At 74.2% G+C, this 25,736-nt stretch carries 21 protein-coding genes; 12 read left to right on the forward strand and 9 right to left on the reverse strand.

Features of this window, described 5'->3' with window-relative positions:
• The first annotated feature begins 99 nt into the window (after nt 1-99).
• From Saso_RS22505 to sucD, 4 genes are all read left to right on the forward strand, one after another.
• Nucleotides 100-1,347, forward strand: coding sequence for a VWA domain-containing protein (locus tag Saso_RS22505; RefSeq protein WP_372442478.1), 1,248 nt, complete (start codon nt 100-102; stop codon nt 1,345-1,347).
• A gap of 65 nt (nt 1,348-1,412) precedes the next feature.
• Nucleotides 1,413-2,435, forward strand: a complete 1,023-nt coding sequence (locus Saso_RS22510; RefSeq protein ID WP_189925111.1) for a hypothetical protein — start codon at nt 1,413-1,415, stop codon at nt 2,433-2,435.
• A gap of 690 nt (nt 2,436-3,125) precedes the next feature.
• Nucleotides 3,126-4,304 carry an ADP-forming succinate--CoA ligase subunit beta gene (gene sucC, locus Saso_RS22515; protein WP_189925109.1) on the forward strand — a complete coding sequence of 393 codons (1,179 nt, stop codon included), beginning with the start codon at nt 3,126-3,128 and terminating at the stop codon, nt 4,302-4,304.
• A gap of 21 nt (nt 4,305-4,325) precedes the next feature.
• Nucleotides 4,326-5,213, forward strand: a complete 888-nt coding sequence (sucD, locus tag Saso_RS22520) for a succinate--CoA ligase subunit alpha (RefSeq protein ID WP_189925107.1) — start codon at nt 4,326-4,328, stop codon at nt 5,211-5,213.
• Between the two features lie 88 nt (nt 5,214-5,301).
• On the opposite strand, the gene Saso_RS22525 is transcribed toward sucD, so the two are convergent.
• On the reverse strand, nt 5,302-6,453 hold the full coding sequence (locus tag Saso_RS22525; protein WP_189925105.1) for a helix-turn-helix domain-containing protein: 1,152 nt from the start codon (nt 6,451-6,453) through the stop codon (nt 5,302-5,304).
• 96 nt (nt 6,454-6,549) lie between these two features.
• Here Saso_RS22525 and Saso_RS22530 point away from each other — a divergent pair, with 96 nt between their 5' ends.
• Complete coding sequence (locus Saso_RS22530) at nt 6,550-8,406, forward strand: cell division protein PerM (protein ID WP_203833538.1); 1,857 nt, start codon at nt 6,550-6,552, stop codon at nt 8,404-8,406.
• Nucleotides 8,407-8,567: 161 nt separating this feature from the next.
• Here the strand turns inward: Saso_RS22530 and Saso_RS22535 are convergent, their stop codons facing one another.
• Nucleotides 8,568-9,314 (reverse strand): hypothetical protein, encoded by a 747-nt coding sequence (locus Saso_RS22535; RefSeq protein ID WP_189925101.1) that lies wholly within the window; start codon nt 9,312-9,314, stop codon nt 8,568-8,570.
• 342 nt (nt 9,315-9,656) lie between these two features.
• On the opposite strand from Saso_RS22535, the gene purN reads away from it, so the two are divergent.
• Nucleotides 9,657-10,286: a phosphoribosylglycinamide formyltransferase gene (purN, locus tag Saso_RS22540; protein WP_189925099.1), complete on the forward strand. Its 630-nt coding sequence runs from the start codon at nt 9,657-9,659 to the stop codon at nt 10,284-10,286.
• The gene (gene purH, locus Saso_RS22545; RefSeq protein WP_189925097.1) at nt 10,283-11,866 is read left to right on the forward strand and encodes a bifunctional phosphoribosylaminoimidazolecarboxamide formyltransferase/IMP cyclohydrolase; all 1,584 of its coding nucleotides are present in this window, start codon (nt 10,283-10,285) and stop codon (nt 11,864-11,866) included. The genes purN and purH overlap by 4 nt, the downstream gene beginning before the upstream one ends.
• A 98-nt stretch (nt 11,867-11,964) precedes the next feature.
• Here purH and Saso_RS22550 read toward each other — a convergent pair whose 3' ends face one another.
• Nucleotides 11,965-12,579 (reverse strand): RDD family protein, encoded by a 615-nt coding sequence (locus tag Saso_RS22550; RefSeq protein ID WP_189925095.1) that lies wholly within the window; start codon nt 12,577-12,579, stop codon nt 11,965-11,967.
• A 293-nt stretch (nt 12,580-12,872) separates the two neighbouring features.
• On the opposite strand from Saso_RS22550, the gene Saso_RS22555 reads away from it, so the two are divergent.
• The 5 genes from Saso_RS22555 (at nt 12,873) to Saso_RS22575 (ending at nt 17,543) form a co-directional block, all read left to right on the forward strand.
• Nucleotides 12,873-13,727, forward strand: a complete 855-nt coding sequence (locus Saso_RS22555) for a bifunctional methylenetetrahydrofolate dehydrogenase/methenyltetrahydrofolate cyclohydrolase (protein ID WP_189925093.1) — start codon at nt 12,873-12,875, stop codon at nt 13,725-13,727.
• Nucleotides 13,717-14,412, forward strand: coding sequence for a DUF3017 domain-containing protein (locus Saso_RS39075; protein WP_229901415.1), 696 nt, complete (start codon nt 13,717-13,719; stop codon nt 14,410-14,412). Before Saso_RS22555 ends, Saso_RS39075 begins: the two co-directional genes overlap by 11 nt.
• A 237-nt stretch (nt 14,413-14,649) precedes the next feature.
• A complete protein-coding gene (locus tag Saso_RS22565) occupies nt 14,650-15,120 on the forward strand; it encodes a helix-turn-helix domain-containing protein (protein ID WP_189925091.1) in 471 nt (156 codons plus the stop codon).
• 126 nt (nt 15,121-15,246) lie between these two features.
• Complete coding sequence (locus tag Saso_RS22570) at nt 15,247-16,179, forward strand: helix-turn-helix domain-containing protein (RefSeq protein WP_189925089.1); 933 nt, start codon at nt 15,247-15,249, stop codon at nt 16,177-16,179.
• A gap of 374 nt (nt 16,180-16,553) precedes the next feature.
• Nucleotides 16,554-17,543, forward strand: a complete 990-nt coding sequence (locus Saso_RS22575) for a malate dehydrogenase (protein ID WP_189925088.1) — start codon at nt 16,554-16,556, stop codon at nt 17,541-17,543.
• A gap of 62 nt (nt 17,544-17,605) precedes the next feature.
• Here the strand turns inward: Saso_RS22575 and Saso_RS22580 are convergent, their stop codons facing one another.
• Genes Saso_RS22580 through Saso_RS22605 form a run of 6 tightly spaced genes read right to left on the reverse strand, consistent with a single transcriptional unit; the run spans nt 17,606 to nt 25,711 of the window.
• Entirely contained in the window at nt 17,606-21,004 is a 3,399-nt protein-coding gene (locus tag Saso_RS22580; protein WP_189925087.1) for an SAV_2336 N-terminal domain-related protein, read from the reverse strand.
• Between the two features lie 21 nt (nt 21,005-21,025).
• Nucleotides 21,026-21,988 carry an AAA family ATPase gene (locus Saso_RS22585; protein ID WP_189925086.1) on the reverse strand — a complete coding sequence of 321 codons (963 nt, stop codon included), beginning with the start codon at nt 21,986-21,988 and terminating at the stop codon, nt 21,026-21,028.
• Nucleotides 21,985-24,312 carry a VMAP-C domain-containing protein gene (locus Saso_RS22590; protein ID WP_189925085.1) on the reverse strand — a complete coding sequence of 776 codons (2,328 nt, stop codon included), beginning with the start codon at nt 24,310-24,312 and terminating at the stop codon, nt 21,985-21,987. Before Saso_RS22590 ends, Saso_RS22585 begins: the two co-directional genes overlap by 4 nt.
• 3 nt (nt 24,313-24,315) lie before the next feature.
• Nucleotides 24,316-24,681: a CU044_2847 family protein gene (locus Saso_RS22595; protein WP_189925532.1), complete on the reverse strand. Its 366-nt coding sequence runs from the start codon at nt 24,679-24,681 to the stop codon at nt 24,316-24,318.
• Nucleotides 24,678-24,887, reverse strand: coding sequence for a DUF397 domain-containing protein (locus Saso_RS22600; RefSeq protein WP_200746600.1), 210 nt, complete (start codon nt 24,885-24,887; stop codon nt 24,678-24,680). The genes Saso_RS22595 and Saso_RS22600 overlap by 4 nt, the downstream gene beginning before the upstream one ends.
• Nucleotides 24,869-25,711: a helix-turn-helix domain-containing protein gene (locus tag Saso_RS22605; protein WP_189928715.1), complete on the reverse strand. Its 843-nt coding sequence runs from the start codon at nt 25,709-25,711 to the stop codon at nt 24,869-24,871. Before Saso_RS22605 ends, Saso_RS22600 begins: the two co-directional genes overlap by 19 nt.
• Between the last annotated feature and the right edge of the window lie 25 nt (nt 25,712-25,736).

Genomic DNA, 25,736 nt, shown 5'->3' on the forward strand with positions numbered 1-25,736 from the left:
GTGACGGCGGCCGTGGCGGCGGCGACCTCGGCGGCGGAGTCTGCGGTGCAGGCGACCCGGGTGGTGGCGCCCGCGGCGGAAGCGACCGGGGCGGAGGTGATCGGGGCCGAAGAGACCGCGGCCGAGGCGTCCGTGGCGGAGGTGCCAGCGGCCGAGGCGGCCGTGGCGGAGGCGACCGGGGCCGAGGGGGGTGACGCGGGGCAGGAGCGGCTTCGGCGCTGGCGGCTGGTGCTCGGGGGCGACACGGCGGACGGCACCGGCCACGCGCTCTCCGGCCGCGACGCCGCGATGGACGGGGCGCTCACCGCGCTCTACGGGCAGGAGAACGCGGCGCGGAAGGGCGGCCGGGACCGCTCGCGCTCGGCGGGACTGGGGGCGTCGGCGCCGTCCGTGGCCCGCTGGCTCGGTGACATCCGCACGTACTTCCCCTCCTCCGTCGTGCAGGTCATGCAGCGCGACGCCATCGAACGGCTCGGGCTGTCCGCGCTGCTGCTGGAGCCGGAGATGCTGGAGGCGGTGGAGGCCGACGTGCACCTCGTCGGCACGCTGCTCTCGCTCGGCCAGGCGATGCCCGAGACCACCAGGGAGACGGCCCGGGCCGTGGTCCGCAAGGTCGTCGAGGACCTGGAGAAGCGGCTCGCCGCCCGCACCCGGGCCGCCCTGACCGGAGCCCTCGACCGCGGCACGCGCGTCACCCGCCCGCGCCACCGTGACATCGACTGGAACCGCACGATCGCCGCCAACCTCCGGCACTACCTGCCCGAGCACGGGACGCTCGTGCCGGAGCGGCTCGTCGGGTACGGGCGGGCGTCGCGGTCCGTGAAGAAGGAAGTCATCCTCTGCATCGACCAGTCGGGGTCGATGGCGCCGTCGGTGGTGTACGCGTCGGTCTTCGGGGCGGTGCTGGCGTCGATGCGGTCGATCAGCACCCGGCTCGTCGTCTTCGACACGACAGTCGCCGATCTCACCGACCGGATCGAGGACCCGGTGGACGTCCTGTTCGGTACCCGGCTCGGCGGCGGCACGGACATCAACCGGGCGCTCGCCTACTGCCAGGAGCAGATCACCCGGCCCGCGGAGACGGTGGTGGTGCTCATCAGCGACCTCTACGAGGGAGGCATACGCGACGAGATGCTGAAACGCGTCGCGGCGATGAAGGCGTCCGGCGTGCAGTTCGTCGCGCTGCTCGCGCTGTCGGACGAGGGGGCTCCCGCCTACGACCGGGACCACGCCGCAGCGCTCGCGGCGCTGGGCGCACCGGCGTTCGCCTGCACACCGGATCTGTTCCCCGAGGTGATGGCGGCGGCGATCGAGAAGCGGCCCCTGCCCGTGCCGGACACCGCCTGACGCGACGCCGGGCACGCATGCGAGGATCGGGGCACGTTGCCGCCGCACGGGAGGAAGCGCCCCCCTTGACCTGGCCCACGGCCCTGCCTGCCGCCGCTCTGCGCGTCCTGCGCGGCGCGGCCGGGCGGCGTGTGCTGCAACTCGGGCTGCTGGTGGCCGGGTTGTTCGCGGCCGGGTTCCTCTGCGGTGAACAGGCGCACGCGGCGGGGGGACCGCCGGCCCCGGCCACGGCGACCGTACGTCTCCCGCACCCGGCCGCCCCGGCCACCGCCGATCCCGGAGCCGCCGCCGGGCCCCTGGTCACCACCGCGCTCTCCGGCGTCACCGGGCAGTCGGCCGCCGCGAAGGCTCCCGGTGTCACCGAGCTGTCCGAGGCCACGGGTCCTTCCGGGAGCCGGCCCGGGCCGGCCGAGGTGACCGACGCGCCGGCCGACGTGCCCCGCCTTTCCGGGCTGCCCGTCCTCTCGGACCTGCCCGACCTCCCGGCGCTGCCCACCCTTCCCGCACCCGCTCTCCCGAGCCTGCCCGCCCTTCCGAGCCTGCCTGCCCTCCCGACCCTGCCCGCTCTCCCGACCCTGCCCGGCCTTCCCGCTCGGCCCGCGCTTCCGGTTCCGCCCGTTCTCGCTGAGCTGCCCGCCCTTCCGGTGATTCCGGCGGCGCCCGCGCGGACGCTGCCGGTACCGGTCGTGGGGGCGCCCGGGGGCCGGACGGCTGCTGCCGGTGCCGACACCGACGTCGTGACGGTGGTGGACGCGGTCGCCGGGACGGAGTCGTACGGGCCGGTCGGCCTCGGCGGCGGGCAGGGCGGCGGGCACGCGGCCCGTGACGGCGACCGTGTCGCGCCCGTGCACGTCGGTCAGGCCCGCAGGCAGGTTCCCGGACCGGTGCGCCGAGCCCCCGCCGGTGGCCGCGACGCCGTGCTGAACGGCGTCCCGGTTCTCGACGGCGGTGTGTCCCGGCACGGCGACGCGCACGCCGTCACCGCGTCTCTCCCCGTGCCGCCGCGGCTGGTCCCCGGCGGTGCGGTGCGCCGCGACGTGACCGGGACGCGCGACCGGCGTCACGACGTCCCGGTCTTCCCCGGCTAGCCACCGCCGGAAACGGCGGCCCGCTGCGGGCGCCCCTTCCGCCCGAGCCCCGCCACCCCGCCAGGGGTCCCCGGCCCCGCTCCGGCCCGCACCCGCCCCTCCGTCCGCCCCCGTCCCACGCACCGCGTGCCACTTACGCAGTCCCGTGAGCACCGTGCGTCCCGTGAGCACCGTGCGTCCCGTGAACCGCGCGGGCGCGCACCGCGTCACATGCAGTCCGCCTCGCATACTTCGGCAGTGCTTCTCGCACTGACCGGTTGACTCCACGAGGCCGTAGGCCCCCGGACGGCCGAAAGCCGTCGGTCCGTCCGGCCGGAGCCTCGTGGCAGGGGCCGGGCGATTCCCGTCGAGGGAAGGGAATCGTCCGCCCCGAGCCCTGAAGGGGCTGTTCAGAGGGCCCCACCGGGCCAACCCCAACCCGGTGGGGCCCTTCCCCGTGGCCCTCCTCCCGGCTCACATCCGGCACGGGGTGTCAGTGAGCCCGGCATCATGTGACAGGTATCACCGCTCAGGTGTGACCCTCGATTTAGGGGCCTCCTGCAAGCAGCGATAACCTGCGAGACGGACATGCCGCGCGCTCGGACACCGTGTGCGCCTCCCTTGTGACAGACACGGTCGGACGTCACGTTGCCCTCGCGGCACGCCCACGCAGACAACGAACCGCGAGATCACTGATAGGGACGGAAGCGCGTGGACCTGTTCGAGTACCAGGCGAGGGACCTCTTCGCCAAGCACGATGTACCGGTGCTGGCCGGTGAAGTCATCGACACGCCTGAGGCGGCCCGCGCAGCCACCGAGCGTCTCGGTGGCAAGTCCGTCGTCAAGGCCCAGGTGAAGGTCGGCGGCCGCGGCAAGGCCGGCGGCGTGAAGCTCGCCGCCACGGCCGACGAGGCCGTGGAGCACGCGACCAACATCCTCGGCATGGACATCAAGGGCCACACGGTCCACAAGGTGATGATCGCCGAGACGGCCCCGGAGATCCTGGAGGAGTACTACGTCTCCTTCCTCCTCGACCGTGCCAACCGCACCTTCCTCTCCATCGCGTCCGTCGAGGGCGGCATGGAGATCGAGGAGGTGGCGGCCACCCGTCCGGAGGCCGTCGCCAAGACGCCGATCGACGCCAACGAGGGTGTGACCCCCGAGAAGGCCCGCGAGATCGTCGCGGCCGCGAAGTTCCCGGCTGAGGTCGCGGAGAAGGTCGCCGACGTCCTCGTGACGCTGTGGAAGACCTTCATCGAGGAGGACGCCCTCCTCGTCGAGGTCAACCCGCTGGCGAAGGTCGCCTCCGGCGACGTCATCGCCCTCGACGGCAAGGTCTCGCTGGACGAGAACGCCGAGTTCCGTCAGCCGGGACACGAGGAGTTCGTCGACCACGCGTCGGCGAACCCGCTCGAGGCCGCCGCCAAGGCGAAGAACCTCAACTACGTCAAGCTCGACGGCGAGGTCGGCATCATCGGCAACGGCGCGGGTCTCGTCATGAGCACCCTGGACGTCGTCGCGTACGCCGGTGAGGCGCACGGTGGGGTCAAGCCCGCCAACTTCCTCGACATCGGCGGTGGCGCCTCCGCCGCCGTCATGGCGAACGGCCTGGAGATCATCCTCGGCGACCCGGACGTCAAGTCCGTCTTCGTCAACGTCTTCGGTGGCATCACCGCCTGTGACGAGGTCGCCAACGGCATCGTCCAGGCGCTCCAGCTGCTCGCGGACAAGGGTGAGGAAGTCACCAAGCCGCTGGTCGTCCGTCTCGACGGCAACAACGCCGAGCTGGGTCGCAAGATCCTCTCCGACGCCAACCACCCGCTGGTCCAGCGCGTGGACACCATGGACGGCGCGGCCGACAAGGCCGCCGAGCTCGCGGCTGCGAAGTAAGGGACGAGGGACTAAACAGCCATGGCTATCTTCCTCAACAAGGACAGCAAGGTCATCGTCCAGGGCATGACCGGTGCCACGGGCATGAAGCACACCAAGCTCATGCTGGCGGACGGCACCAACATCGTCGGTGGCGTGAACCCCCGCAAGGCGGGCACGTCCGTCGACATCGACGGCAACGAGATCCCGGTCTTCGGCACGGTCGCCGAGGCGATCGAGAAGACGGGCGCCAACGTGTCCGTCCTCTTCGTGCCGCCGGCCTTCGCGAAGGCCGCCGTCGTCGAGGCGATCGACGCCGAGATCCCCCTCGCGGTCGTCATCACCGAGGGCATCGCCGTCCACGACTCGGCCGCGTTCTACGCGTACGCCGTGTCCAAGGGCGACAAGACCCGGATCATCGGCCCGAACTGCCCCGGTCTCATCACCCCGGGTCAGTCGAACGCCGGCATCATCCCGGGCGACATCACCAAGCCGGGCCGCATCGGCCTGGTCTCGAAGTCCGGCACACTGACCTACCAGATGATGTACGAGCTGCGTGACATCGGCTTCTCGTCCGCCGTCGGTATCGGTGGCGACCCGGTCATCGGCACGACGCACATCGACGCGCTCGCCGCGTTCGAGGCCGACCCCGACACCGACCTGATCGTCATGATCGGCGAGATCGGCGGCGACGCCGAGGAGCGGGCCGCGGCCTTCATCAAGGAGAACGTGAAGAAGCCGGTCGTCGGCTACGTCGCGGGCTTCACGGCGCCCGAGGGCAAGACCATGGGCCACGCCGGTGCCATCGTCTCCGGTTCCTCCGGCACCGCCCAGGCGAAGAAGGAGGCCCTCGAGGCCGCCGGCGTCAAGGTCGGCAAGACGCCGACCGAGACGGCGAAGCTGGCCCGCGAGATCCTCGCGGCCGGCTGATCCCGGGCCGGCCGGGTGCCGGCAGGTCGCCGGTGGGCCCGCTCCCCTCGTGGGGGCGGGCCCACCGGCGTCTTCGGGCCCGGGCGGCTCACCCGGGCAGCGGGATCAGCCGCTGCGGCCCGTGCTGGATCCCGGACCGCAGCTTCGCGCGCAGTTTCAGCTCCTTGCCCGACAAGGTGCCCGGCGCCGCCCGGCGGGGGACCCCCTGGACCGTCTCCCCGGCGGGGACCGGGGGCTCGTACCGGGTGGGGGCGGTCCGTACCGTCAGCGCGGTCGCGCCGATGATCGCCACGGTGACCGCGATCGCCGCCCTGGTCCAAAAGCGCGCCCGCCGTTCGCCGCCCGCCCGTACGGCCGGCGGCCCGGCGGCGCGCAGCCGCTGGGCGGACGCCACCTCCGCCAGCCGCCGGTGCAGCTCCGCGGGCTTCGCCAGCCCGGGCAGGCGCGCCGCGACCGCCGCGCGGGCGTGCAGCAGCCGGCCGGCCGCCGCGGGGGTGCTCGCCTCCGTCTCGGCCGCGGTCTCCGGGAGGTCGAGGCCGACACCGTCGTAGAGGAGGAGCGTCCGGCGGTACGGCGCCGGGAGGGTCAGCAGGGTGTCCAGCAGCGCCCGGTCGGACGCGTCGGCCGGGGGCGGCTCCGGGTGGCGGTAGCGGGGGCGGAACCGGTGCCAGGGGGAGAGCGCGTACTCGTACGCCGTCGCCCGCACCCAGCCCGCCGGATCGGGGTCCACCGCCACCTCGGGCCAGCGCTGCCAGGCCAGTTGGAAGGCCCGCTCGACCGACTCGCGGGCGAGTTCACGGCGGCCGGAGAGAAGGTAGGTCTGCCGTACGAGGGCGGGGGCGCAGAACGCGTAGAGCGCGTCGAAGGCCTGAGCGGGGGTCAGGCCGACGGGGGCGGCCGTCGCCGCGGGCGGGGCCGGTTGCTCGTGCGGGGACACCGTCATCCGGGTGGGAGGCGCCGTCTCCTGGGTGTTCGTCACCTTGTCCGCCTTGACTGTCTTGGCCGCCTTGGCCGCCTTGGCCGTCTTGACTGTCGCGACTGTCCTGGTCAGTGAGGTCAGCAGATCCGCGTACGCCTCCCGTCCGGGGCCGCGCGGGGTCGTGCGGCCGGACTCCCACGCGCGCACCGTGCCCCGGGTGACACCGATCCGCCGGGCGACCTGAGCCTGCGTCAACGAGGCCGCCTCGCGCAGGTGTCGGCGTCGCTCCGGGGAGGGGAGCGGGGCAGGGGACCGCGTCACAGGAGGCCTCTTCGCCCGAAAAAGTACATAAACGTATATTGAGCGACACAGCGGTGGTTCGCCTGTTACGACGGGAAAGCGCGTGTCGTTGGGAGCATGACGGACGTGACCCAGATGACCGCTCGCCGACTGTCGTTGTCGCCCCTGCTCGGCCGGATGCGTGACCGATCCTCCGGGCTGGCCGCCGGCCTCCTGGGCGGGGCGCTCGCGGCCGGGCTCGGGCTCGCCTCGTTCGCCGTGCTCGTGATGGTGCTGTGGATCAGCTCGCCGTATCCCGACAGCGGGCCCGGCGGCGCGCTGCACGTCGCCGCCGCGCTGTGGCTGCTGGCCCACGGCGCGGAACTCGTGCGGGTGGACACGCTGTCCGGCGTGCCCGCGCCCGTCGGCGTCACACCGCTCCTGCTGCTCGCCCTGCCGGTGTGGCTGGTGTGGCGTGCGGGGCGCGACGCGGCGGACGAGGACGGCGTCGGGGACGGGGGCGCGCTGTTCGTGAGTCCGCGCACGGCGTGGACGGGCGTCGTCCTCGGCTACCTCGCCGTCGGGTCGGGCGCCGCCTGGTACGCCGCGGGCGGCGCGCTGCGGCCCTCGTGGGGGTGGACGGCGGTCTGCGTACCGGCGGTCGCCGTGCTCGCCGCCGGGGCCGGGGTGTGGTCGGCCCACGGCGGGCCCCGTGAGTCCGTGGACGGCGTGTTGCCGGTGCTCCCGGTGCTCCCGCGCGGTGTGCGGCGGCTCTTCGCCGGTGCGGAGGGCCGGGAGCGGCTCGAAGCCGCGGGGCGGGCGGCGGGGGCCGGCGCGGTCGCGCTGTTCGGCGGCGGGGCGCTGCTGGTCGCGGTGTCCTCGGTGTGGCACCTGGGGGCGGCCCGGGAGGCGTTCCTTCAGCTGACGGAGGGGTGGTCGGGGCGGTTCGCGGTGCTGCTGCTGTGCGTGGCGCTGGTGCCGAACGCGGCGGTGTGGGGGGTGGCGTACGCCGTCGGGCCGGGGTTCGTGCTCGGCACGGGGCACGTGGTGGCGCCGCTCTCGGCCGACCCGGCGCCCCTGCTGCCGCCGTTTCCGCTGCTGGCGGCGGTGCCGGTGCCGGGGGCGGGGGGCGGGGCGCCGTGGGGCTGGGCGGCCGGGGTGGTGCCGGTGGTCGCGGGAGTGACGGTGGGTGTCTTCGTGGCCCGGGCGGCGGGGCCCGGCCGTGGTCCTGGTCCTGGCCCCAGTCCCCGCCTCGGGTCCGGACCTGGGCCCCGGGGCGCCGCCGTCCCGTCCGTGCGGGGTGCCTGGTCGGTGCGGAGGACCGTGGGGGTCGTGGTGTCGGCGGGGGTGGGGTGCGCGGTTCTGACGGGGGGTCTCGCGGGGCTGTCCGGCGGGCCGTTGGGGGTCTCCGCGCTGGCGCGGTTCGGGCCCGTGTGGTGGCAGGTGGCTGGTGCGGTGGCGTTGTGGACCGTGGGGGTCGGGGTGCCGGTGGCCGTGGTGGTGCGGGGGTGGCGGTGCCGGGAGCGAGGGGTTCGGGAGGCGGGGGCGAGGGTGCGGCGGGGTGGGGTGGGGGGCGTGGGGGGTGCGGGAGAGGCTGAGCTGTACGACTTCTCGCCGGTGGGGCCGGTGGGGCCGGTGGGGCCGGTGGAGGTGCGTGAGCAGTCTCGACCTGCGGTCGCTGGTGGGGTGTCGGCGCCGGATGGGCCTGCCGCGCCTGTGGTGTCCTCGGCGATTGTTCCGCCCGGCGTGGATCCGGTGCCCGCCGTGCCCGCCGTGCCTGTTGCACCTGCGGTGCCTGCCTTGCCCGTGGTGCCCCCGGTGGATCCGGGGGCCTCCGATGAGCCCGGTGCCTCTGTCGAGTCCGTGGTTCCTGTTTCCCCGGAGGAGCCGGAAGAGGGGCCGGGGGGCCTGTGGCATGCGGACGCGGCTAGGGAGGTTCGGTGGGCTGCGTTGCGGGAGGCGGGGGAGGGTGAGGGGGGCTCGGTGGGGCGGTGAGCCCGGGAGGTTTCGCCCCCGCCGCCCCTTCCCTTCCCGTCCCCGGGGGCGCTGCCCCCGGACCCCCGGTTCGGCCCTGGCCGGGCCTCGTCCTCAATCGCCGGACAGGCTGGAAGAGCCCCGGCCGGGGTGGAAGAGCCCCCAGGCGCCCCCCGTCTGGGTCAGGTGTTGGCGCCCAGGATTGTTTTGAGTTCCTTCGGGAGCAGGTCGCTGCACGATTGTTTCGCCTCGTTGGTGAGGGCGTCGTTCGTGCAGGTGTAGTAGTCGCGGTAGACCAGCTGCGCGGTGAAGCTCGCGGCGACCAGGGCCAGGGCCAGGGACGCGGTGACCAGGCCGGTGACGGCCGCGGTGCGCTGCGGGCGGCCGGCGGGCTCCGCGGTCGGCGGGGCGTCCGGGGCCGGGGTGCGCGGCTTGGCGCGCAGGGCGCCGATGCCCCAGTTCAGGGCCAGCGCGCCGAGCAGCAGGGCCACGTAGGGCCAGCCGAAGAGCGCGAAGAAGAACGCCCACATGCCGCAGAGCAGGGCGTAGCGGGCCCGGCGCTGGGCGGGGTCCGTGGGGTCCCAGCGCTTGCCGGGGTCGGTGCCGGGGCCGCCGCCCTCGGGGTTGCCGCCGGGGCGCTCGCCGAAGCCGCCGGGGGAGCGGCCGGGCTGCCGGTCGCTCCACTGGCCGCCCCAGGGGGCCTGTCCGCCCTCGGGTCCGCCGTCGACCGGGTGCCGGGGCTGCCAGGGCCGGTCCGGGGTGCCCTCGGGCGGGGGTGCGAAGGGGTTGTCGTCCTCGGGGGGCGTGTTGTCGCCCGAGGGGGCGTCGGGGGGAGAGGCTGGGCGCTCTCGCAGCAGCACGGCGCCGCGCTCCCCTCCCTGTGGTGACTGCGGGGGGAGCGTGAGGAGTCGCAGACTGCGGTCCGGCATCAAGTGAGCGTCTTCCCCTACTGATCAGGACGGTGGGTCCGGGTGATCTTCGTGAGCTTGGCGTCGAGCCCGGGTCTGGCCGGTGTCGACCGGTATGGAGCTGGTACTTCCCTGCTGGGCCGTCACTTGGAGAACGCACCGCGTCGCCACCGCGTTCCCGGCCCCTGTCGCCCCAGACGCTACCTTCCGGCCACGCCCCCGTCCCGTGGGGGCCGCCCGGTGTGCCGGTATCGTTGCTGACGGTCGGCCGCTTCGTAGACTTCCCCGTATCCCGGGGCGCGAAGCATTCGTACGAATGTATAAACCGGCCGGACAGACGCTCCCCCGAGAAAGGGCCCCACCGTGGCCGCCAAGCCCGTGGCCAAGCGCCTCGTCGTGCTGGTCTCCGGATCCGGTACGAATCTCCAGGCGCTCCTCGACGCCATCGCGACCGCCGGTGCCGGGGCCTACGGCGCCGAGATCGTGGCCGTCGGAGCCGATCGTGAGGGCGTCGAGGGCCTCGCCCGTGCCGAGCGCGCGGGGATCCCCACGTTCGTGCGCAAGGTCAAGGACTACGGCAGCCGCGCGGAGTGGGACGCCGCCCTCGCCGAGGCCGTGGCCGGCCACGAGCCGGACCTCGTCGTCTCCGCCGGGTTCATGAAGATCGTGGGGAAGGAGTTCCTGGCGCGGTTCGGCGGACGGTTCGTCAACACGCACCCCGCCCTGCTGCCCAGCTTTCCCGGGGCCCACGGTGTGCGGGACGCGCTCGCGTACGGCGCCCGGGTCACCGGCTGCACCGTCCACTTCGTCGACGACGGCGTCGACACCGGCCCGATCATCGCCCAGGGCGTGGTCGAGGTCCGGGACGAGGACGACGAGAGCGCTCTGCACGAGCGCATCAAGGAAGTCGAGCGAAGGCTGCTCGTCGAGGTCGTGGGGCGGCTCGCCCGCAACGGCTATCGCATTGAGGGACGAAAGGTAGTTATCCAGTGACCGCCGACAGCACTGTCACGGCAGAGAGCGGCAAGCGGGGCATCCGTCGCGCGCTCGTCAGCGTCTACGACAAGACCGGTCTGGAAGAGCTCGCGCGCGGGCTGCACGAGAACGGCGTCGAGCTCGTCTCCACCGGGTCGACCGCCTCCCGTATCGCCGCCGCCGGCGTCCCCGTCACCAAGGTGGAGGAGCTCACCGGCTTCCCCGAGTGCCTGGACGGCCGGGTCAAGACCCTGCACCCCAAGGTCCACGCCGGCATCCTCGCCGACCTGCGCCTCGACAGCCACCGGCAGCAGCTGGACGAGCTGGGGGTCGCGCCGTTCGACCTCGTCGTCGTCAACCTCTACCCGTTCCGGGAGACGGTCGCCTCGGGGGCCTCCGAGGACGAGTGCGTCGAGCAGATCGACATCGGCGGCCCGTCCATGGTGCGCGCCGCCGCCAAGAACCACCCGTCGGTGGCCGTCGTCACCAGCCCGGCGCGGTACGGCGACGTCCTCGCGGCCGTACAGGGCGGCGGGTTCGACCTGGCCGCCCGCAAGCGGCTCGCCGCGGAGGCGTTCCAGCACACCGCCGCCTACGACGTGGCCGTGGCCTCCTGGTTCGCGTCCAGCTACGCGCCCGTGGACGAGTCGCGGTTCCCCGACTTCCTGGGCGGCACCTGGGAGCGCAAGAGCACCCTGCGCTACGGCGAGAACCCGCACCAGCCCGCCGCGCTCTACGTCGACGGCAGCGGTGGCGGTCTCGCCGAGGCCGAGCAGCTGCACGGCAAGGAGATGTCGTACAACAACTACACGGACACGGACGCCGCGCACCGTGCCGCGTACGACCACGCCGAGCCGGCCGTCGCGATCATCAAGCACGCCAACCCCTGCGGGATCGCCGTCGGCGCGGACGTCGCCGAGGCGCACCGCAGGGCGCACGCCTGTGACCCGCTGTCGGCGTTCGGCGGCGTCATCGCCGTCAACCGGCCGGTCAGCAAGGAGATGGCGGAGCAGGTCGCGGAGATCTTCACCGAGGTCATCGTCGCGCCCGGTTATGAGGAGGGGGCCCTGGAGGCCCTCACCAAGAAGAAGAACATCCGGGTGCTCAGGGCGCCGCAGGGTCCCGGGGGCGCCGTCGAGCTCAAGCCCGTCGACGGTGGGGCGCTGCTCCAGGTCACCGACCGGCTCCAGGCCGAGGGCGACGACCCGGCCAACTGGACGCTGGCGACCGGCGAGGCGCTCGACGCGGCCGAGCTGGCCGAGCTTGCCTTCGCCTGGCGGGCCTGCCGGGCCGTCAAGTCCAACGCCATCCTGCTCGCCAAGGACGGCGCCTCGGTCGGCGTCGGCATGGGACAGGTCAACCGGGTCGACTCGGCGAAGCTGGCCGTCGAGCGGGCGGGCGAGGAGCGGGCGCGCGGCTCGTACGCCGCCTCCGACGCCTTCTTCCCCTTCCCGGACGGGCTGGAGGTGCTGGTCGAGGCCGGCGTCAAGGCCGTGGTGCAGCCCGGCGGTTCGGTCCGTGACGAGCTGGTCGTCGAGGCCGCGAAGAAGGCGGGCGTGACGATGTACTTCACGGGGACGCGTCACTTCTTCCACTGATCCGCGCCCAGCGGCCGACGCGGCCCCGGCCCCCCTGCGACAGGGGGGCCGGGGCCGTCGTCCGTTCATCCGCGTTCCTGCGCCGTACGGCGCGCGCGTCAGTGGGTGCGGATCACGATGGAGCTGCACACCTTGTCGGCGAACGTCTGCTTCTTGGCGTCCCACGCCGGCCACAGCCAGCCCAGGTAGCACGCCAGGCTGTCCAGGAAGTGGGCCAGGCGGCGGACGAACGCCATGCCGACGCCGAGCGGCTGCCCGTCGGACTCGCGCACCAGGCGGATGCCCAGCGCCTTCTTGCCGACCGTCTGGCCGGTGCGGCCCTCCTGGATCAGCTGCCAGATGGCGAGGCCTATCAGGGCGAGGGCGCCGACCAGCATCAGGGCCGGGGTGTCCTTGCCGATGATGACGAGGGCGTACGGGACCGCGAAGACCAGCATGTCGACGAGCGTCCCGAGGAAGCGCTGGCCCCAGTTCGCGTACGGCGGCTGGGCGCCGTAGCCGGGCTGCTGGGGGTAGCCGTAGCCCTGCTGGGGGTAGCCCGGCTGCTGCGGGTAACCCGGGTGCTGCGGCTGGCCGTACCCCTGCGGGGGAACGCCCTGCGGCGCCTGCTGGCCGTAACCGGGCTGGCCCTGCTGGGGGTAGCCGTATCCGGGCTGACCCTGCTGGGGGTGCTGCGGCTGACCGTAGGGGTCGTTGGGCGGGCCGAAACTCATGGTGGATTTCCTCCGTTGCACAAAGCGGGGACGAGGCGGAGTGCGCGGAGGAACGTCTTCACATGAGCGGTTTGCCCCCCAACACCGACCGCATACTGCGGAATCCTATGCTTCTTGGCCGGGCATGGTCCTGTCCAGCCGCTTTCCGCAGGCTTTGTGCAAGTGCAACCTTGCCGATCTTGGCCGAAACCGCCGGCCGGGACCGCCGGGGAAAGTGGCCGGAAACGGGTCCGGCGCTGACCGGGTTCATCCGGATTGGAACCGGGGGGCCGTCATCCGGGAGGATGGGTCGCATGACCGCCCAGATTCTCGATGGCAAGGCCACCGCAGCCGCGATCAAGTCCGATCTGACCGCCCGGGTGGCGGCGCTGAGGGAGAAGGGTGTGACGCCCGGACTCGGCACGATCCTCGTCGGCACCGATCCCGGCAGCCAGAAGTACGTCGCCGGCAAGCACCGTGACTGCGCCGAGGTCGGTATCGCCTCCATCCAGCGCGAGCTGCCCGCCACGGCGACGCAGGAGGAGATCGAGGCGGTCGTCCGCGAGCTGAACGACGACCCGGCCTGCACCGGGTACATCGTCCAGCTCCCGCTGCCCAGGGGCATCGACGAGAACCGGATCCTGGAGCTCATGGACCCGGCCAAGGACGCCGACGGCCTGCATCCGACGAACCTCGGACGGCTGGTCCTCAACGAGCCGGCCCCGCTGCCCTGCACCCCCAACGGCGTGCTCACGCTGCTGCGCGAGTACGGCGTCGAGACCAAGGGCGCCGAGGTCGTGGTCGTCGGGCGGGGCGTCACCATCGGCCGCTCGATGCCGCTGCTGCTGACGCGGCGCAGCGAGAACGCCACGGTGACCCAGTGCCACACCGGCACACGGGACCTCTCGGCGCATCTGAAGCGGGCCGACATCGTCGTCGCGGCGGCGGGCTCCGCCCATCTGATCAGGGCCGAGGACGTCAAGCCGGGCGCCGCCGTCCTGGACGTGGGCGTCTCGCGCAGCGCTGAGGGGAAGATCGTGGGCGACGTCCACCCGGACGTGCGCGAGGTGGCGGGCTGGATCTCCCCGAACCCCGGCGGCGTCGGCCCGATGACCCGCGCCCAGCTGCTCGTCAACGTGGTGGAGGCGGCTGAGCGCAGTGTCGACTGACAGCACCGCCGGCCGCACCGACGAGACCGTCGACCCCACGGGGACGGACGGCTCCGGCGCCACCACGCCACCCCCCGCGGACGGCAGCGAACGCACCGGTCGCACCCACCACGCCGACGACGACACGGCATCCGCCGCAGATGCCGGCGACCGAGTCGAACGTGACGGTCGCACCGGACCCGGCGGCGGTGCCGATGGTGCCGATGGTGCCGGGGACGGTTCCGGCGACGTCGATGACGTCGACGACATCGAGGTGCGGGATCCGATCAGTGCGCCCGATGTGGACGGGGTGCCGCGTCGGGCGACGCGCCGTTTCCCGCTGTTCACCCGGGACACCGCGCGTCCGGAGGGCGGCGGACGGGCCGCGCCCGGCGACGCGCTGGCCGCCCGGCAGTGGCCGATCATCCTCGTCCTGGGCATCGTGGCGCTCGGCCTGCTGGTGACCGCGCTCGACGTGTTCCGGATCGGCACGATCCTGATCGGTGTCGGACTGCTGGTCGGCGCGGTGCTGCGCTGGCTGCTGCCCGGCGTCGGCATGCTCGCCGTCCGCTCCCGCTTCACGGACATCGTGACCTACACCGTGCTGGGCGCCGCGATCGTCCTGCTGGCGCTGATGGTGCAGCCCAACCCGTGGCTCCAGATCCCGTTCCTGAAGGACACCCTGCACTTCACCGTCAGCAGCTGAGCCCACGCGGCACACGGCGGTACGGCGGCCCGTCCTCATCCCCCGAGGAGGACGGGCCGCCGACGCGCTCCACGTTCCACCCTCGCGAACCGCCCCTTCAACAGCTGTCCTTCCGCTGTGGCACGGAAGTGACCGTTCCGCCACGGTGTGCGCGCCCCGCCACAGCCGTCCCCGCCGCGGGAACCGTCCGGCCGCCGTGCGTCGTCCCCCCAACGGACCGAGGGAAAGGTGGGCGCGATGGGCGCGTGGCAGCCGCTGCCGGACGGGCTGCCGTCGGAGGTCCGGCACTTCGTCGAGCAGCTGCGGCAGCTCAAGGACGCCACGGGCCTCAGCCTGGCCGCGCTCGGTGCGCGCACCGCGTACAGCAAGTCCTCCTGGCAGCGCTATCTCAACGCCGTTCAGCCGCCGCCGCGGCACGCCGTCGCCGCGCTGTGCAGGGTGGCGGGGCTGTTCGGCGCGGAGGCCGAACGGCACTTCGTGCGCTGGGAACTGGCCGTGGAGGCCTGGCCCCGGCCGGCGCCGGTGAGTCCTGCCGAGGACTTCCGGGGCGAGGCGTACCGGGAGGATCCGACGGTTCCCTGGTGGGACCGTCAGGAGGCCGCCGCACCGGCCCCGCACCGGCCGGCCGGACGTCTCCTGCTCTGCGCGGTCGTGCTCCTGCTGGTCCTGCTGTGCACCGCGGTGGGAGGAGCGATCGTCTTCGGGTGAGGCGGGTGCGCCGGGCGGGTGCACGCCCGGCGTCCGGGGGACGGATCACGGGGCACGGGTCCGGGCCCTCCCGGCACCGGACCGGCATGGCCGTGGGGGAATGGGCGGAGGGAGGGGAGGGGACCGATGCCACGTCGGAGGGCGCTGCCGGACGGGCTCGACCCGAGGGTGGCGGAGTTCGTCGAGCAGCTGCGGCGGACCGTGGAGCGTTCGGGGCTGGGGGTCGCGGAGCTGGCCGAGCGCACGGGGTACGGCAGGCCGTCCTGGGAGCGGTACCTCGACGGCAGGCTGCTCGCTCCCAAGGGCGCGGTCGTGGCGCTGGCCGAGGTCACGGGCACGCCCGTCGACCGACTGACGACCATGTGGGAGCTGGCGGAGCGGGCCCGCAACCGCGCCGGGGCGCGGCACGAGCAGGCCACAGGGGCCGTCCCGGTCACCCCGGCGCGGGGCGCCCCGGGGGAGTCCGATCCGGGGGAGTCCGGCCCGGGGGAGTTCGGCCCGCCGCCCGGGGAGCCGCGACGCACGGGGCGGGGCCGCGCGGCCGGTCCCGGGCCCGGCTCCGGGCGGACGCCGATGCTGCTCGCGGGTCTCGTGGGCGTGGCGGCGGTCGTCGCGGGAGGAGTCTTTTTGCTCGGCGGCGGAGGAGGAGGGGGTCCGCAGCGGACGGGGGGCGGCGGCGCGCCGTCCTCGCCCGGGCCGGCCGCTCCGAGCGCGCCCCCGCCCTCCGGAGTGCTGTGCACGGGCTCCGCGTGCACGGGCCGGGACGCGGAGGAGACGGGCTGTGCCGACTCCCGCGCCGTGACGGCGAAGACCGCGACCGTGGGGACCACGGTGGTCGAGGTGCGGTTCAGCGGTACGTGCGGGGCGGCATGGGGCCGGATCACCGGGGCCGTGCCGGGCGACTCGGTGCGGGTGACCGTGGGTTCCGTGCGGGAGACCGGCACGGTCACGGCGGCCTCGGACACCCTCGCGTACACCCCGATGGTGGCGGTGCGCGCCGCGGCGGACGCGACGGCGTGCGCGGTCCTGGCCTCCGGGGAGCAGGGGTGCACGCCCTGACCGACGGCCGCCGGTGCGGGGCCCGGGACCCGCACCGGCGGGGGAAAAGCGCGCGCACAGGAATACCCGCCTCCACCGGGGGAACGCGCAACGTACCCCCACGGGATGCCGGCACGACCCGGTTCCCCCCGACGGCGGCCGCCCGGTTCCACCTCTCCCGGACCGGCGGTCGCCGCTTTCCGCGCGGACTCCGGTGGCGGGACCCGGCGCCGGGGGCACTCTGTGGGGTGGGCCACACAGCCCCGGCCGTCCGCGGTCCCGGAGGCGCGATAGCCTGACCGCTGGTCGGATCTCTTGATACCAAGAGATCGATCATTTGTACGTCCCACCCGGGGCAGGGACGCCCCACCGACAGCTGTCATACGGAGAACGCCATGACCCGCACTCCCGTGAACGTCACCGTCACCGGCGCGGCCGGCCAGATCGGTTACGCCCTGCTCTTCCGCATCGCCTCCGGCCAGCTGCTCGGCGCGGACGTGCCGGTCAAGCTGCGCCTGCTGGAGATCACCCCCGCGCTGAAGGCCGCCGAGGGCACCGCCATGGAGCTCGACGACTGCGCGTTCCCGCTGCTCCAGGGCATCGACATCAGCGACGACCCGAACGTCGCCTTCGACGGCGCCAACGTCGCCCTCCTCGTCGGCGCCCGCCCGCGCACCAAGGGCATGGAGCGCGGTGACCTCCTCGAGGCCAACGGCGGCATCTTCAAGCCGCAGGGCAAGGCCATCAACGACCACGCCGCGGACGACATCAAGGTCCTCGTCGTCGGCAACCCGGCCAACACCAACGCCCTGATCGCCCAGGCCGCCGCCCCGGACGTACCGGCCGAGCGCTTCACCGCGATGACCCGCCTGGACCACAACCGCGCGCTGACGCAGCTCGCGAAGAAGACGGGTTCGACGGTCGCCGACATCAAGCGCCTGACCATCTGGGGCAACCACTCCGCCACCCAGTACCCGGACATCTTCCACGCCACGATCGCCGGCAAGAACGCCGCCGAGACCGTCAACGACGAGAAGTGGCTGGCCGAGGACTTCATCCCGACCGTCGCCAAGCGCGGTGCGGCCATCATCGAGGCGCGCGGCGCGTCCTCCGCGGCCTCCGCCGCCAACGCGGCCATCGACCACGTGTACACCTGGGTCAACGGCACGGCGGACGGCGACTGGGCCTCCATGGGCATCCCCTCGGACGGCTCCTACGGCGTCCCGGAGGGCCTCATCTCCTCCTTCCCGGTCACCACCAAGGACGGCGCGTACGAGATCGTCCAGGGCCTGGACATCAACGAGTTCTCCCGCGCCCGCATCGACGCGTCGGTGCAGGAGCTGGCGGAGGAGCGCGAGGCGGTCCGCGCCCTCGGCCTCATCTGATCCCGCGTCACCGCTGATCCCGCGTCACCACTGATCCCCGGGCCGCCTCCGCGGCCCGGGGATCAGTGCGTCCGGGTCCGCACGACCCGCTCCGCGAGGTCGACGAACATGTTCAGGGTCGGCGTCCGCAGCCCGCTCAACTCCCGCTCCTGGAAACGCGAGGAGCTCAGCGCCCGGTCGTAGGGGACCGCGACCACCTGGTTCACGCTCACCCCGACACGGGTCGCCAGACCGGCCGGCACCCGCCGGGCGGACGGCCCCTCGACCTCGGTGACGACGACGATCGCCTCGTCGGCCAGCCGCCAGCGGCGGGCGGCGCGCAGCCGCTCCAGGACCTGGCGGGCGGCGGTGAGGAACCAGTCGGCGGTGCCGCAGCACAGGATCAGCCGGTCGGTCAGGTCCAGTACGGCGTCCGCCGAGTCGTCGAGCCGCTGCGGGGCCCAGTCGGTGAGCACGAAGGAGTAGAACGGCTCCGTCCGGGCCAGCACGTGTTCGTAGGCCTGGGCGTGCACCAGGTTGGGGTTCGCGTGACCGGACGGGTGCGCGGCCACCTCCAGCCCGGACGGCAGCCGGGTGGTGAGGGCGCGGACCTCGTCGTAGGACGGATCGGCGGAGAGTCCCGCGAGGTCGCGCACGGTGGCCGGGTTGCGGTCCGTCAGGAAGCGTCCCAGGGCCCCCTCGTGGGCGGCGCCGTCGAGCGCGAGGACGGGTTCGCCGCGGACCGAGGCGAGCAGCGAACCGAGCACCATGGTCGTGGTGGCCCGCCCGCTGTAGTGGTAGGCGCCGACGACCGTGAGGCGCCTGCCGTGGCTCAGCGGCGCCCGCAGCCGGGCCAGCCGGGCCTCCGCCTCGCGGCGGGCGGTGCCGAAGCGCGGCGGCCGCAGGGGCCCGGGCAGACCGGGGCCCGACGGCGCTCCGGGTCCGGCCGGCGGCAGGGCGAGCGGGACGCGTTCGGTGGGCAGGGCGTTGACCGCGGCGGCCGGGGGGACGGTGCGGGTGACCCGGGACTGGGCGATGTAGCGGGCCAGCACGTCGGCGACCTCGGCGGCGGTGGGCCGCTCGGCCGGGTCCGGTGACAGGCACCGCAGGACGCGCCGCCGCAGCTGCCGCCAGGTGTCGCCCTGCCACAGGTGCATGCCCTCGGGGCGGCCCGGCAGCTCCCAGCCCGCCTTGCTGCTGACGATCTGGAGCAGCTCGCCCAGCGCGCGCACGTTGTCCTCGGGGGTCGGCGGCGGTCCCGTCCCCGCGTAACCGCCGTCCACGGCGCAGTCGGAGAGGTCCGCGAGGACGACCGACCTGCGCAGCACGTGGATGTGCTCGGCGTTGAGGTCCGCGAGGACGATCCCGTGCAGGTGGCACAGGGCCAGTGCGCCGGCGAGGTGCCAGCCGACGACCAGCGCGGTGATCTTGTCGAAGGGGGCGCGGCCCTCCGCGTGGGCTGCGTTGAAGATCTCCGCGAGCCGGGGCGCGCCGGGCTGCTGCGGGCCCTCGCCGACCGGGGCGACCGCCAGCCAGGGCGGCCGGTCCCCGAGCCCGGTGGAGAGCAGCGCGGGGGCGTACTGGCCGCCCAGCCGGCGCAGCGCCTCCGCCTCGGCCGCGAGGGCGTCCCCGGCCGGGTGGTCGGGGCGCGGGGTGCGGACCAGGGCGTGCGCGCCCCGCGCGTCGACGGCGTCGTACTCCACGGTCCGCCGCAGCCGCCGGCGCCGCAGCAGCCGGTACGGTCCGAGGCGCCGGGGGTCGTCCTCCAGCAGCGAGGTCCAGCCGTCCGGCGATTCGGCGTTCGCGCCGCGCCCCGCCCCCAGCCCCTGGGCCTCGCGTTCGAAGGACACCCCGAAGCGGGTGAGCAGCCGCCGTTCGACACGGGTGAACGGGCGGCTGCTGCCCGGGAGGCGGGCCGTGCCGTCCGGGTGGGCGAGCCAGGCGGGGAAGTCCGGCGAGTGCCCGGCGAGCTGTTCCAGACGGCGTCCGATGCTCCGGCTGGTCCTGAGCAGCTCGGCCTGCGGGACGGCGTCCAGGAGCACCAGCCGGGAGGTGTCGGTGAAGTCGAAGACCTGGTGCTTGGCGGGCAGCGGACCCGGCACCGGCGCCGGGTGCGGCCGCATCAGCCCGCCGAGGAAGACCTCCGCGAGGTGGGAGGTCCGCGCCCGCCACGGGACGGCCGTCTGCACGAGCCGCATGACCGGCACGGTCAGCGGCGACACGGCCGCGAGGTGCGCCGCGAGCCGGTACGCCTCCGGGGTGGCGGCGTCGCGGAAGTGCTGGGCGTCGCCCGGGCCCGGGGAGGGGCCGCCCGCGCCGGGCCCCGGCCGCGCAAGCAGGGACAGCGGGGCCGTGGTGCCGGGGGAGGCGAGGAGGTGGGCCCAGCCGCGCAGGGAGGCCGCCGTCGGTTCCAGGACCGGCACCGGTACGCCGTCGAAGGCGGCGAGCTCGGCCGGGAGGACCGGGTCGGTGATGTCCCAGGACGTGTTGGCGCCGCCGATGCGCCGGGTGGTGGCCTGCCAGCGTTCGGCGCGGATGCCGGACCCCTCCCACAGGTCGGGCGGCAGGGTGTGCAGGACGGCGGTGGGTCCGCGGGAGGCCCACTGCGACAGCAGCCGGTGCAGGGCGCCACTGCGCCAGGAGGCGCCCATGCCGTCGCTGACGACGAGGACCAGGGTGTGTCCGGACGGGTCGCTGACGGCGCTGAGGGGCACGGGTGTGCTGTCGTGCCGGAAGGGCCGCGCGTGCAGCCGGGGCTGCCGTGCGCTGCGGGTGTCGAGGCCCAGGACGCGGCTGGTGGCGAAGGCGCCGAGACGTTCGAGGAGGGTGCGCAGTTCGGCGCCGAGCCGGTGCCACAGCAGCATCGACAGGCCGTCGTCGACGAGCAGCACCAGATGCAGCCACCGCTCCTGCACGGGCCGTTGCACCACGTCGGACAGCCGTGTCTCGGCGAGTTCGGCGGCGGTGCGTTCCTCGTCGATCTCCAGGCGGTGCGGGCTGGGGTGGCGGCGGCGCAGCGGCCGCAGCGCGCGGCCCAGCGCCAGTTCGGCCGCCAGGGCCTTGTTCTCGGGGATCCGCACGGGCATCGCCCGGTCGGGCTCGCCGCCCTGGCGCAGCCGGATGTCCGGCACCGGCGGGGGCGCGGGGCGGGCCGACCCGTGGAGGGCGGGGGCGGTGAGGTCCGGCAGGTCCGGGTCGCCGGGGTCCGGTGCGGGCGGCTGCGGAGCGGGCTCACCGGCTCCGGGCGCGGGCGGTCCGGTGTCCTCCGGTCGCCCGGCGGGGGAGGGCGGGGCGAGCGCGGTGGCGGCTGCGGCGGGCAGCGTCCGGGCCAGCCACAGCACGTCGAGCACCTGGTCGGCGTCCAGTTCGTGTCCGACGGCCCGCAGCACCCGCAGGGCCTTCGCGAGCCGCGCGCCCGCCTCCCCGGCCCCGGGCGTGCCCCCGGCCCGGCTCTCACCCCCGCTCACCGAACCCCCGCTCACCGCATCCCCCTCACGGTCGTCTCACATCGCGCCGGTGAGCTGGTGCAGTACGGCGTCCAGGAGGCCCTCCGCGTCGAGGTCGACCCCTCCGGTGCGCAGGAACACGGCGTTGAGCAGCTGGTCGGTGGCGAGTTCGCCGGGCGCCCGGCGGCGCAGGAACGCGTCGATCAGGTCGTCGGCCTCGCGCAGCGCCTCCTCGCCGAGGTGCGCGCTGACGATGGCCCGCAGCCGTGCCTCGTCGGGCACCGGCAGGTCGAGCCGGACGCAGCGGCGCAGGAAGGCGGGCGGGAAGTCGCGTTCACCGTTGCTGGTGATGACGGCCACCGGGAACTCGGCGCACTGGACCCGGCCCCGGCGCACGGTCACCGTGCCCCGGTGATCGGCGGTCTGCACCTCGACCTCGGCCATGTCCTCGGGCAGCCGGGTCAGTTCGGGGATGTCGAAGTACCCCTCCTCGAACACGGTGAGCAGGTCGTTGGGCAGGTCGACGTCGCCCTTGTCCATCTCGTCGATGAGCAGGGCGCGGGGGGTCGCGGAGGGCACCAGCGCGGTGCCGAGCGCGCCGAGCCGGATGAACGTCCCTATGGACGGCTCGCGTTCGCCCCGGTCCCGGCTGAGGGTGGTCTCGCGCAGCCGTCCGATCGCGTCGTACTGGTAGAGCGCCTCGCGCACGGTCGACCGGCTGTTGATGGACCAGCGCAGCAGTTCGCCGAGCCGCAGTTCGTGCGCCACGGCACGGGCCAGCGAGGACTTGCCGGTGCCGGCCGGGCCGGTGACCAGCAGCGGGCGGCGCAGATGCAGTGCGGCGTTGACCACGTCGGCGTGCTGCGGCTCGATCAGGTAGGGCAGTTCGGGGCGGACGGCCGGTGTCGGGCTGAAGCGGCGCCACGGCGGTGCCGAGGGCAGGGCGACGGCCCGCGGGACACCGTCACCGCGGAAGAGGCGCCAGCCGGCGCCCGCCTCGGGGTCCTGTGCGGAGGTCATGGGCTCTCCTGGGGCTCGGTCAGGTGCAGCCGGGGCACCGTGCGGTCGGCGTCCGCCCAGGCGAGGACCGGGCGGCCGGGGAACTCGGGGGCGCGGGTCCCCCTGGCGTTGGCCCGGTAGACACGGACCCCGTCGGGCAGTTCACGGGTGGCGACCTCCGCCATGTGCCGTACGACGTGGGACGGCGTGGAGGAGGGGGCCGAAGAGGGAGACGCGGTGGAGGCCGCCGAGGATGACACCGCCGCCGAGGAGGACCCCGGAGAGGACGCCGAGGGCGACCCCGGCGAGGGGGCGGAGGGGGCCGCCGCGGCCGGGGACGACGTCTCGCCGGCGCCGTTCCCGCGGTCCCACACGACCACCGGTATGCCCACGGCCAGGCAGATCTCGACGATGGTCTCGCGCGGGCCCGCGGGGACGTCGACGGAGACGCGCACGGTGTCCAGTCGGCCCATGAGCTCGTAGTAGATCTGGTGCGGGTCCTGGGCCGGGTCCGACACGACCAGCGTCTCCCCGGAGTCGAGCTGCCTCCACCGCTCGCGCCAGTCCGGGAGGAACCGCTCGTGCCGGCGCAGCAGTTCCGGGCAGTGCACCACCAGCGGGAACTCCACCCCGAGCACCCCCGGCACGACCTCGCCGGGCGCCTGCGCGGCCCATTCGTCCACCGGGAGGTTGAGGTCGCCGCGGTCCACGAGGACCTCGACCAGCGGCCTGGCCCCGTCGGTCACCGACGGCGCGAGGGACTCCAGGACGCGCAGCAGCTCGCGCGCCGCCCCCGACGCCGAGTACGTGGCCGAGCTGTCGACCGTCATCTGCCGCGGCCCGGTGCCCTCGTCGCACCACACGCGCAGCCGGTGCCGCCCGCTCCCGGCCCGCGTCACCCGGGCCAGGACCCGCACCCGCCGCGACCCGCCGCGCAGCATCCGGGCCCAGTCCCCGGCGTCGGAGCGCCGCTCGCGCAGCGCCGCCGGCGGGATGCCGAGCCGTACGGCCACCGCGTCCGACCACAGCCTCAGGTCGGCCTTGCGGGGCTGCGGACACAGGGCGGCGACGTACTCGACGACCCGCAGCAGCGCCGGGACCCGGGGGCCGCCGTCGTCGGAGTGGCCGTCGCCGGGCAGGGTCTCCAGGCGGTCGAGGACGAGGTCCAGGCTGTCCGCGTCGGCCGGTACCGCGACCCGTTTCGTCGCCTCGCGCACCGCCTCGGGGAACCGTGCGAGGACGGGCCTGTCGATCCGGCGCAGCACCTGGTGCAGCCGCCGGTGTTCGCGCGGCGCGAGCAGCAGGGGGGTGTCCGTGAGCCGTCCGGCGACCAGCACCCGGTCGGCGGACCTCGGGTCCCTGGGCCGCAGGATCTCCACCAGCGCGGGCAGCGCGCGCGGATGGCCGACCAGGAAGTCCGCGAACTCCTCGACGGTGGGCGGGGTCACCGGGCTGCCCGGCGCGAGCCCGCACTCGTGCGCGAGCTGACGGGCGGTGTCGCCCAGCGTGTACGGCGACGCGAGGGCGTTCCTGAGCGCCGTGACCAGCATGCCGTGCGCGGGGTCGTCGGACTCGGCGCCCTCGCCGTCCGCGCCCGGCCGGGCTCCCGGACCGCACGCGTCGTCCGGGCCGAGGGCGCCGAGCGGACGCAGTTCCGCCTCGACCCGCTGCCAGGGGATGCCCCAGCTGCGCCGGATCAGATGCTGCGGGTCGGGCGGCAGACGGGCCCCGTCCGGACCGCACGGGGGCATGAAGTGGGCGGCGACGAGTCCTACGACGGCCCCGTCCTCCTCCGACCAGAGGGGACCCCCGCTGTAGCCGGGGCCCACGGCCATCCCGGTGCTCTTGCCGTCCAGGTAGCCGATCGGGCCGTCCAGCGCGGCGACCTCCAGGTCCGCGAAGGTCGCGCCGTGCCCGCTGCCGTGCCAGGCCCGCACCTTCTGCCCGGGCGTCATGGCCCTGCGGGGAGCGGGTGCGGGGACGCTGCCGAGCGGTGCCTCGATCCGGAGCACCGCGAGATCGCCCAGCCACTCGCCGTCGCCGTCCCGGACCGCCCCGCCGTCCAGGGCGCGCGGGGCGATCCAGTGCACCACGCGCGCCGGGTACCGCGTGGTCCGCGACGGCCCGTCCAGCGCGACGAGCACGTCGTCCAGCCTCGGTGTCCGGGTCTCGAAGAGCGACCTGCCCAGGGCGTCGTTGACCACGTGCGCACAGGTCAGGACCGTGTCGATGCCGAGCACGACCGCCGCGCCCGCCGTCCTGCCGTCCGCCGGCCGGCGCACGGAGACCACGCGTGATCCCGCCTCCGCGTCGCCGGGCGTCCCCATGGCCCTGAACCAGCCCATGGGTCACTCCGTGCCGGGGGCCGGTCTCCAGCCGGCGGTCACCGTGAGGTGCGCCTGACCGCTCCCGCCCACGATCCCGAGCTTCAGGTCCTGCCCGATCTGCACGCCGAAGGTGACGCTCAGCTCGGCCGGCGGGTCCGGCACGGCCGAGACGACGTCGTGCACCTCTTGCAGCAGCGGCCCGAGCGGTCTGAGCGCGTTGCGCAGCGCCCCCGCCGCGAAGCTGGCCACGGCGGCGCCGCCGGTGGCCACGGGGACTGCTCTGCCCATGCCCTCGGGGAGGTCGGCACTGCCGTCCGGAACGGGGGCGGCGGGCGTCAGGACGAACCTGACGGGCGTGCCGTCGTCCAACTCGGTCACCGCGCTCATCGGTTCGGCCACGCCGCCATTGTGATCGACGAGACGAACACGGACCAGACCGCCTCGTCGAACACCAGCGCCCCCCGTTCGGGCGCCTTGCTGTCCCGCACGGGGACGAAGGGGGTGCCTTCGGCGACCTCCAGGCACGCGCCGCCATCCGGGTTGCTGTAGCTGGACTTGCGCCACGTGACGTTGCTCAGATCGATGGCTCGCACGGCACTTCCTCCAACATCCGCATCATGAACTTCCGTGAATCGGCCGGGGAAAACGCCAGGTCACGCATCGCATCGTAGCGCCGCAGCAGTCTCTCAACTGCCCCTGTTTCCTCGATGAGTTCACCCCGGTGGGCGTTCTCGGCGTACGCGACCGTGCTGCCGTCCAGCAGCCGCAGGAACATCATGTCGGTGCTGACCAGCCCGTACAGGCCGGCGCTGTGGGGCAGTACCTGGAGCGTGATGGCCGAGCGCTCGGATGCCGCCAGCAGGTACTCCAGTTGTTGCCGCCACTCCCGCGGGTCCCGCAGGGAGGTCCGCAGCACCGCCTCGGAGAGGATGGCCCGGAACGGTGGTGCGTCCTCTCCTTCCAGCAACTTCCGCCGTCCGGTGCGGGCTTCGACCTGCTGGTTCAGTTCCGTCCCCACGAGCCCACCCAAGGTGAGCACCTCACGGGCGTAACCCGGGGTCTGCAACAGGCCATGGACGGTGCTCACGGCGTAATGCCACAAGCTCACCGCCTCCGCCTCCAGCACCATGTACCGCCGGTACTGCTCGCGGAACTGGCTCGGGTCCGCCAGGGCCAGTTCCCACAGGGTCAGCAGCAGGCCCGGCGTGCCGTAGTGCTGGTCGAGCGCCTCGACGATCTCGGGGCTGCCCAGTGACTCGCCGCTCTCCATCTTGCCGAAGGTGGACGGGTCCCAGCCGAGCCGCTCGCCGAGCCGGCGCAGGCTCTCCCCGCGTGCGCCGCGCAGCAGCCGCAGCTCCTCGGCGAACCGGCGGCGCGGTTCCTGGCTCCGCCCGGTGACCGCTCGTCGCGACGGCATGACGTACTCCTCCCCGTGACGCCCT

The sequence above is a fragment of the Streptomyces asoensis genome, from assembly GCF_016860545.1.
In the GTDB taxonomy this organism is placed as follows: domain Bacteria; phylum Actinomycetota; class Actinomycetes; order Streptomycetales; family Streptomycetaceae; genus Streptomyces; species Streptomyces asoensis.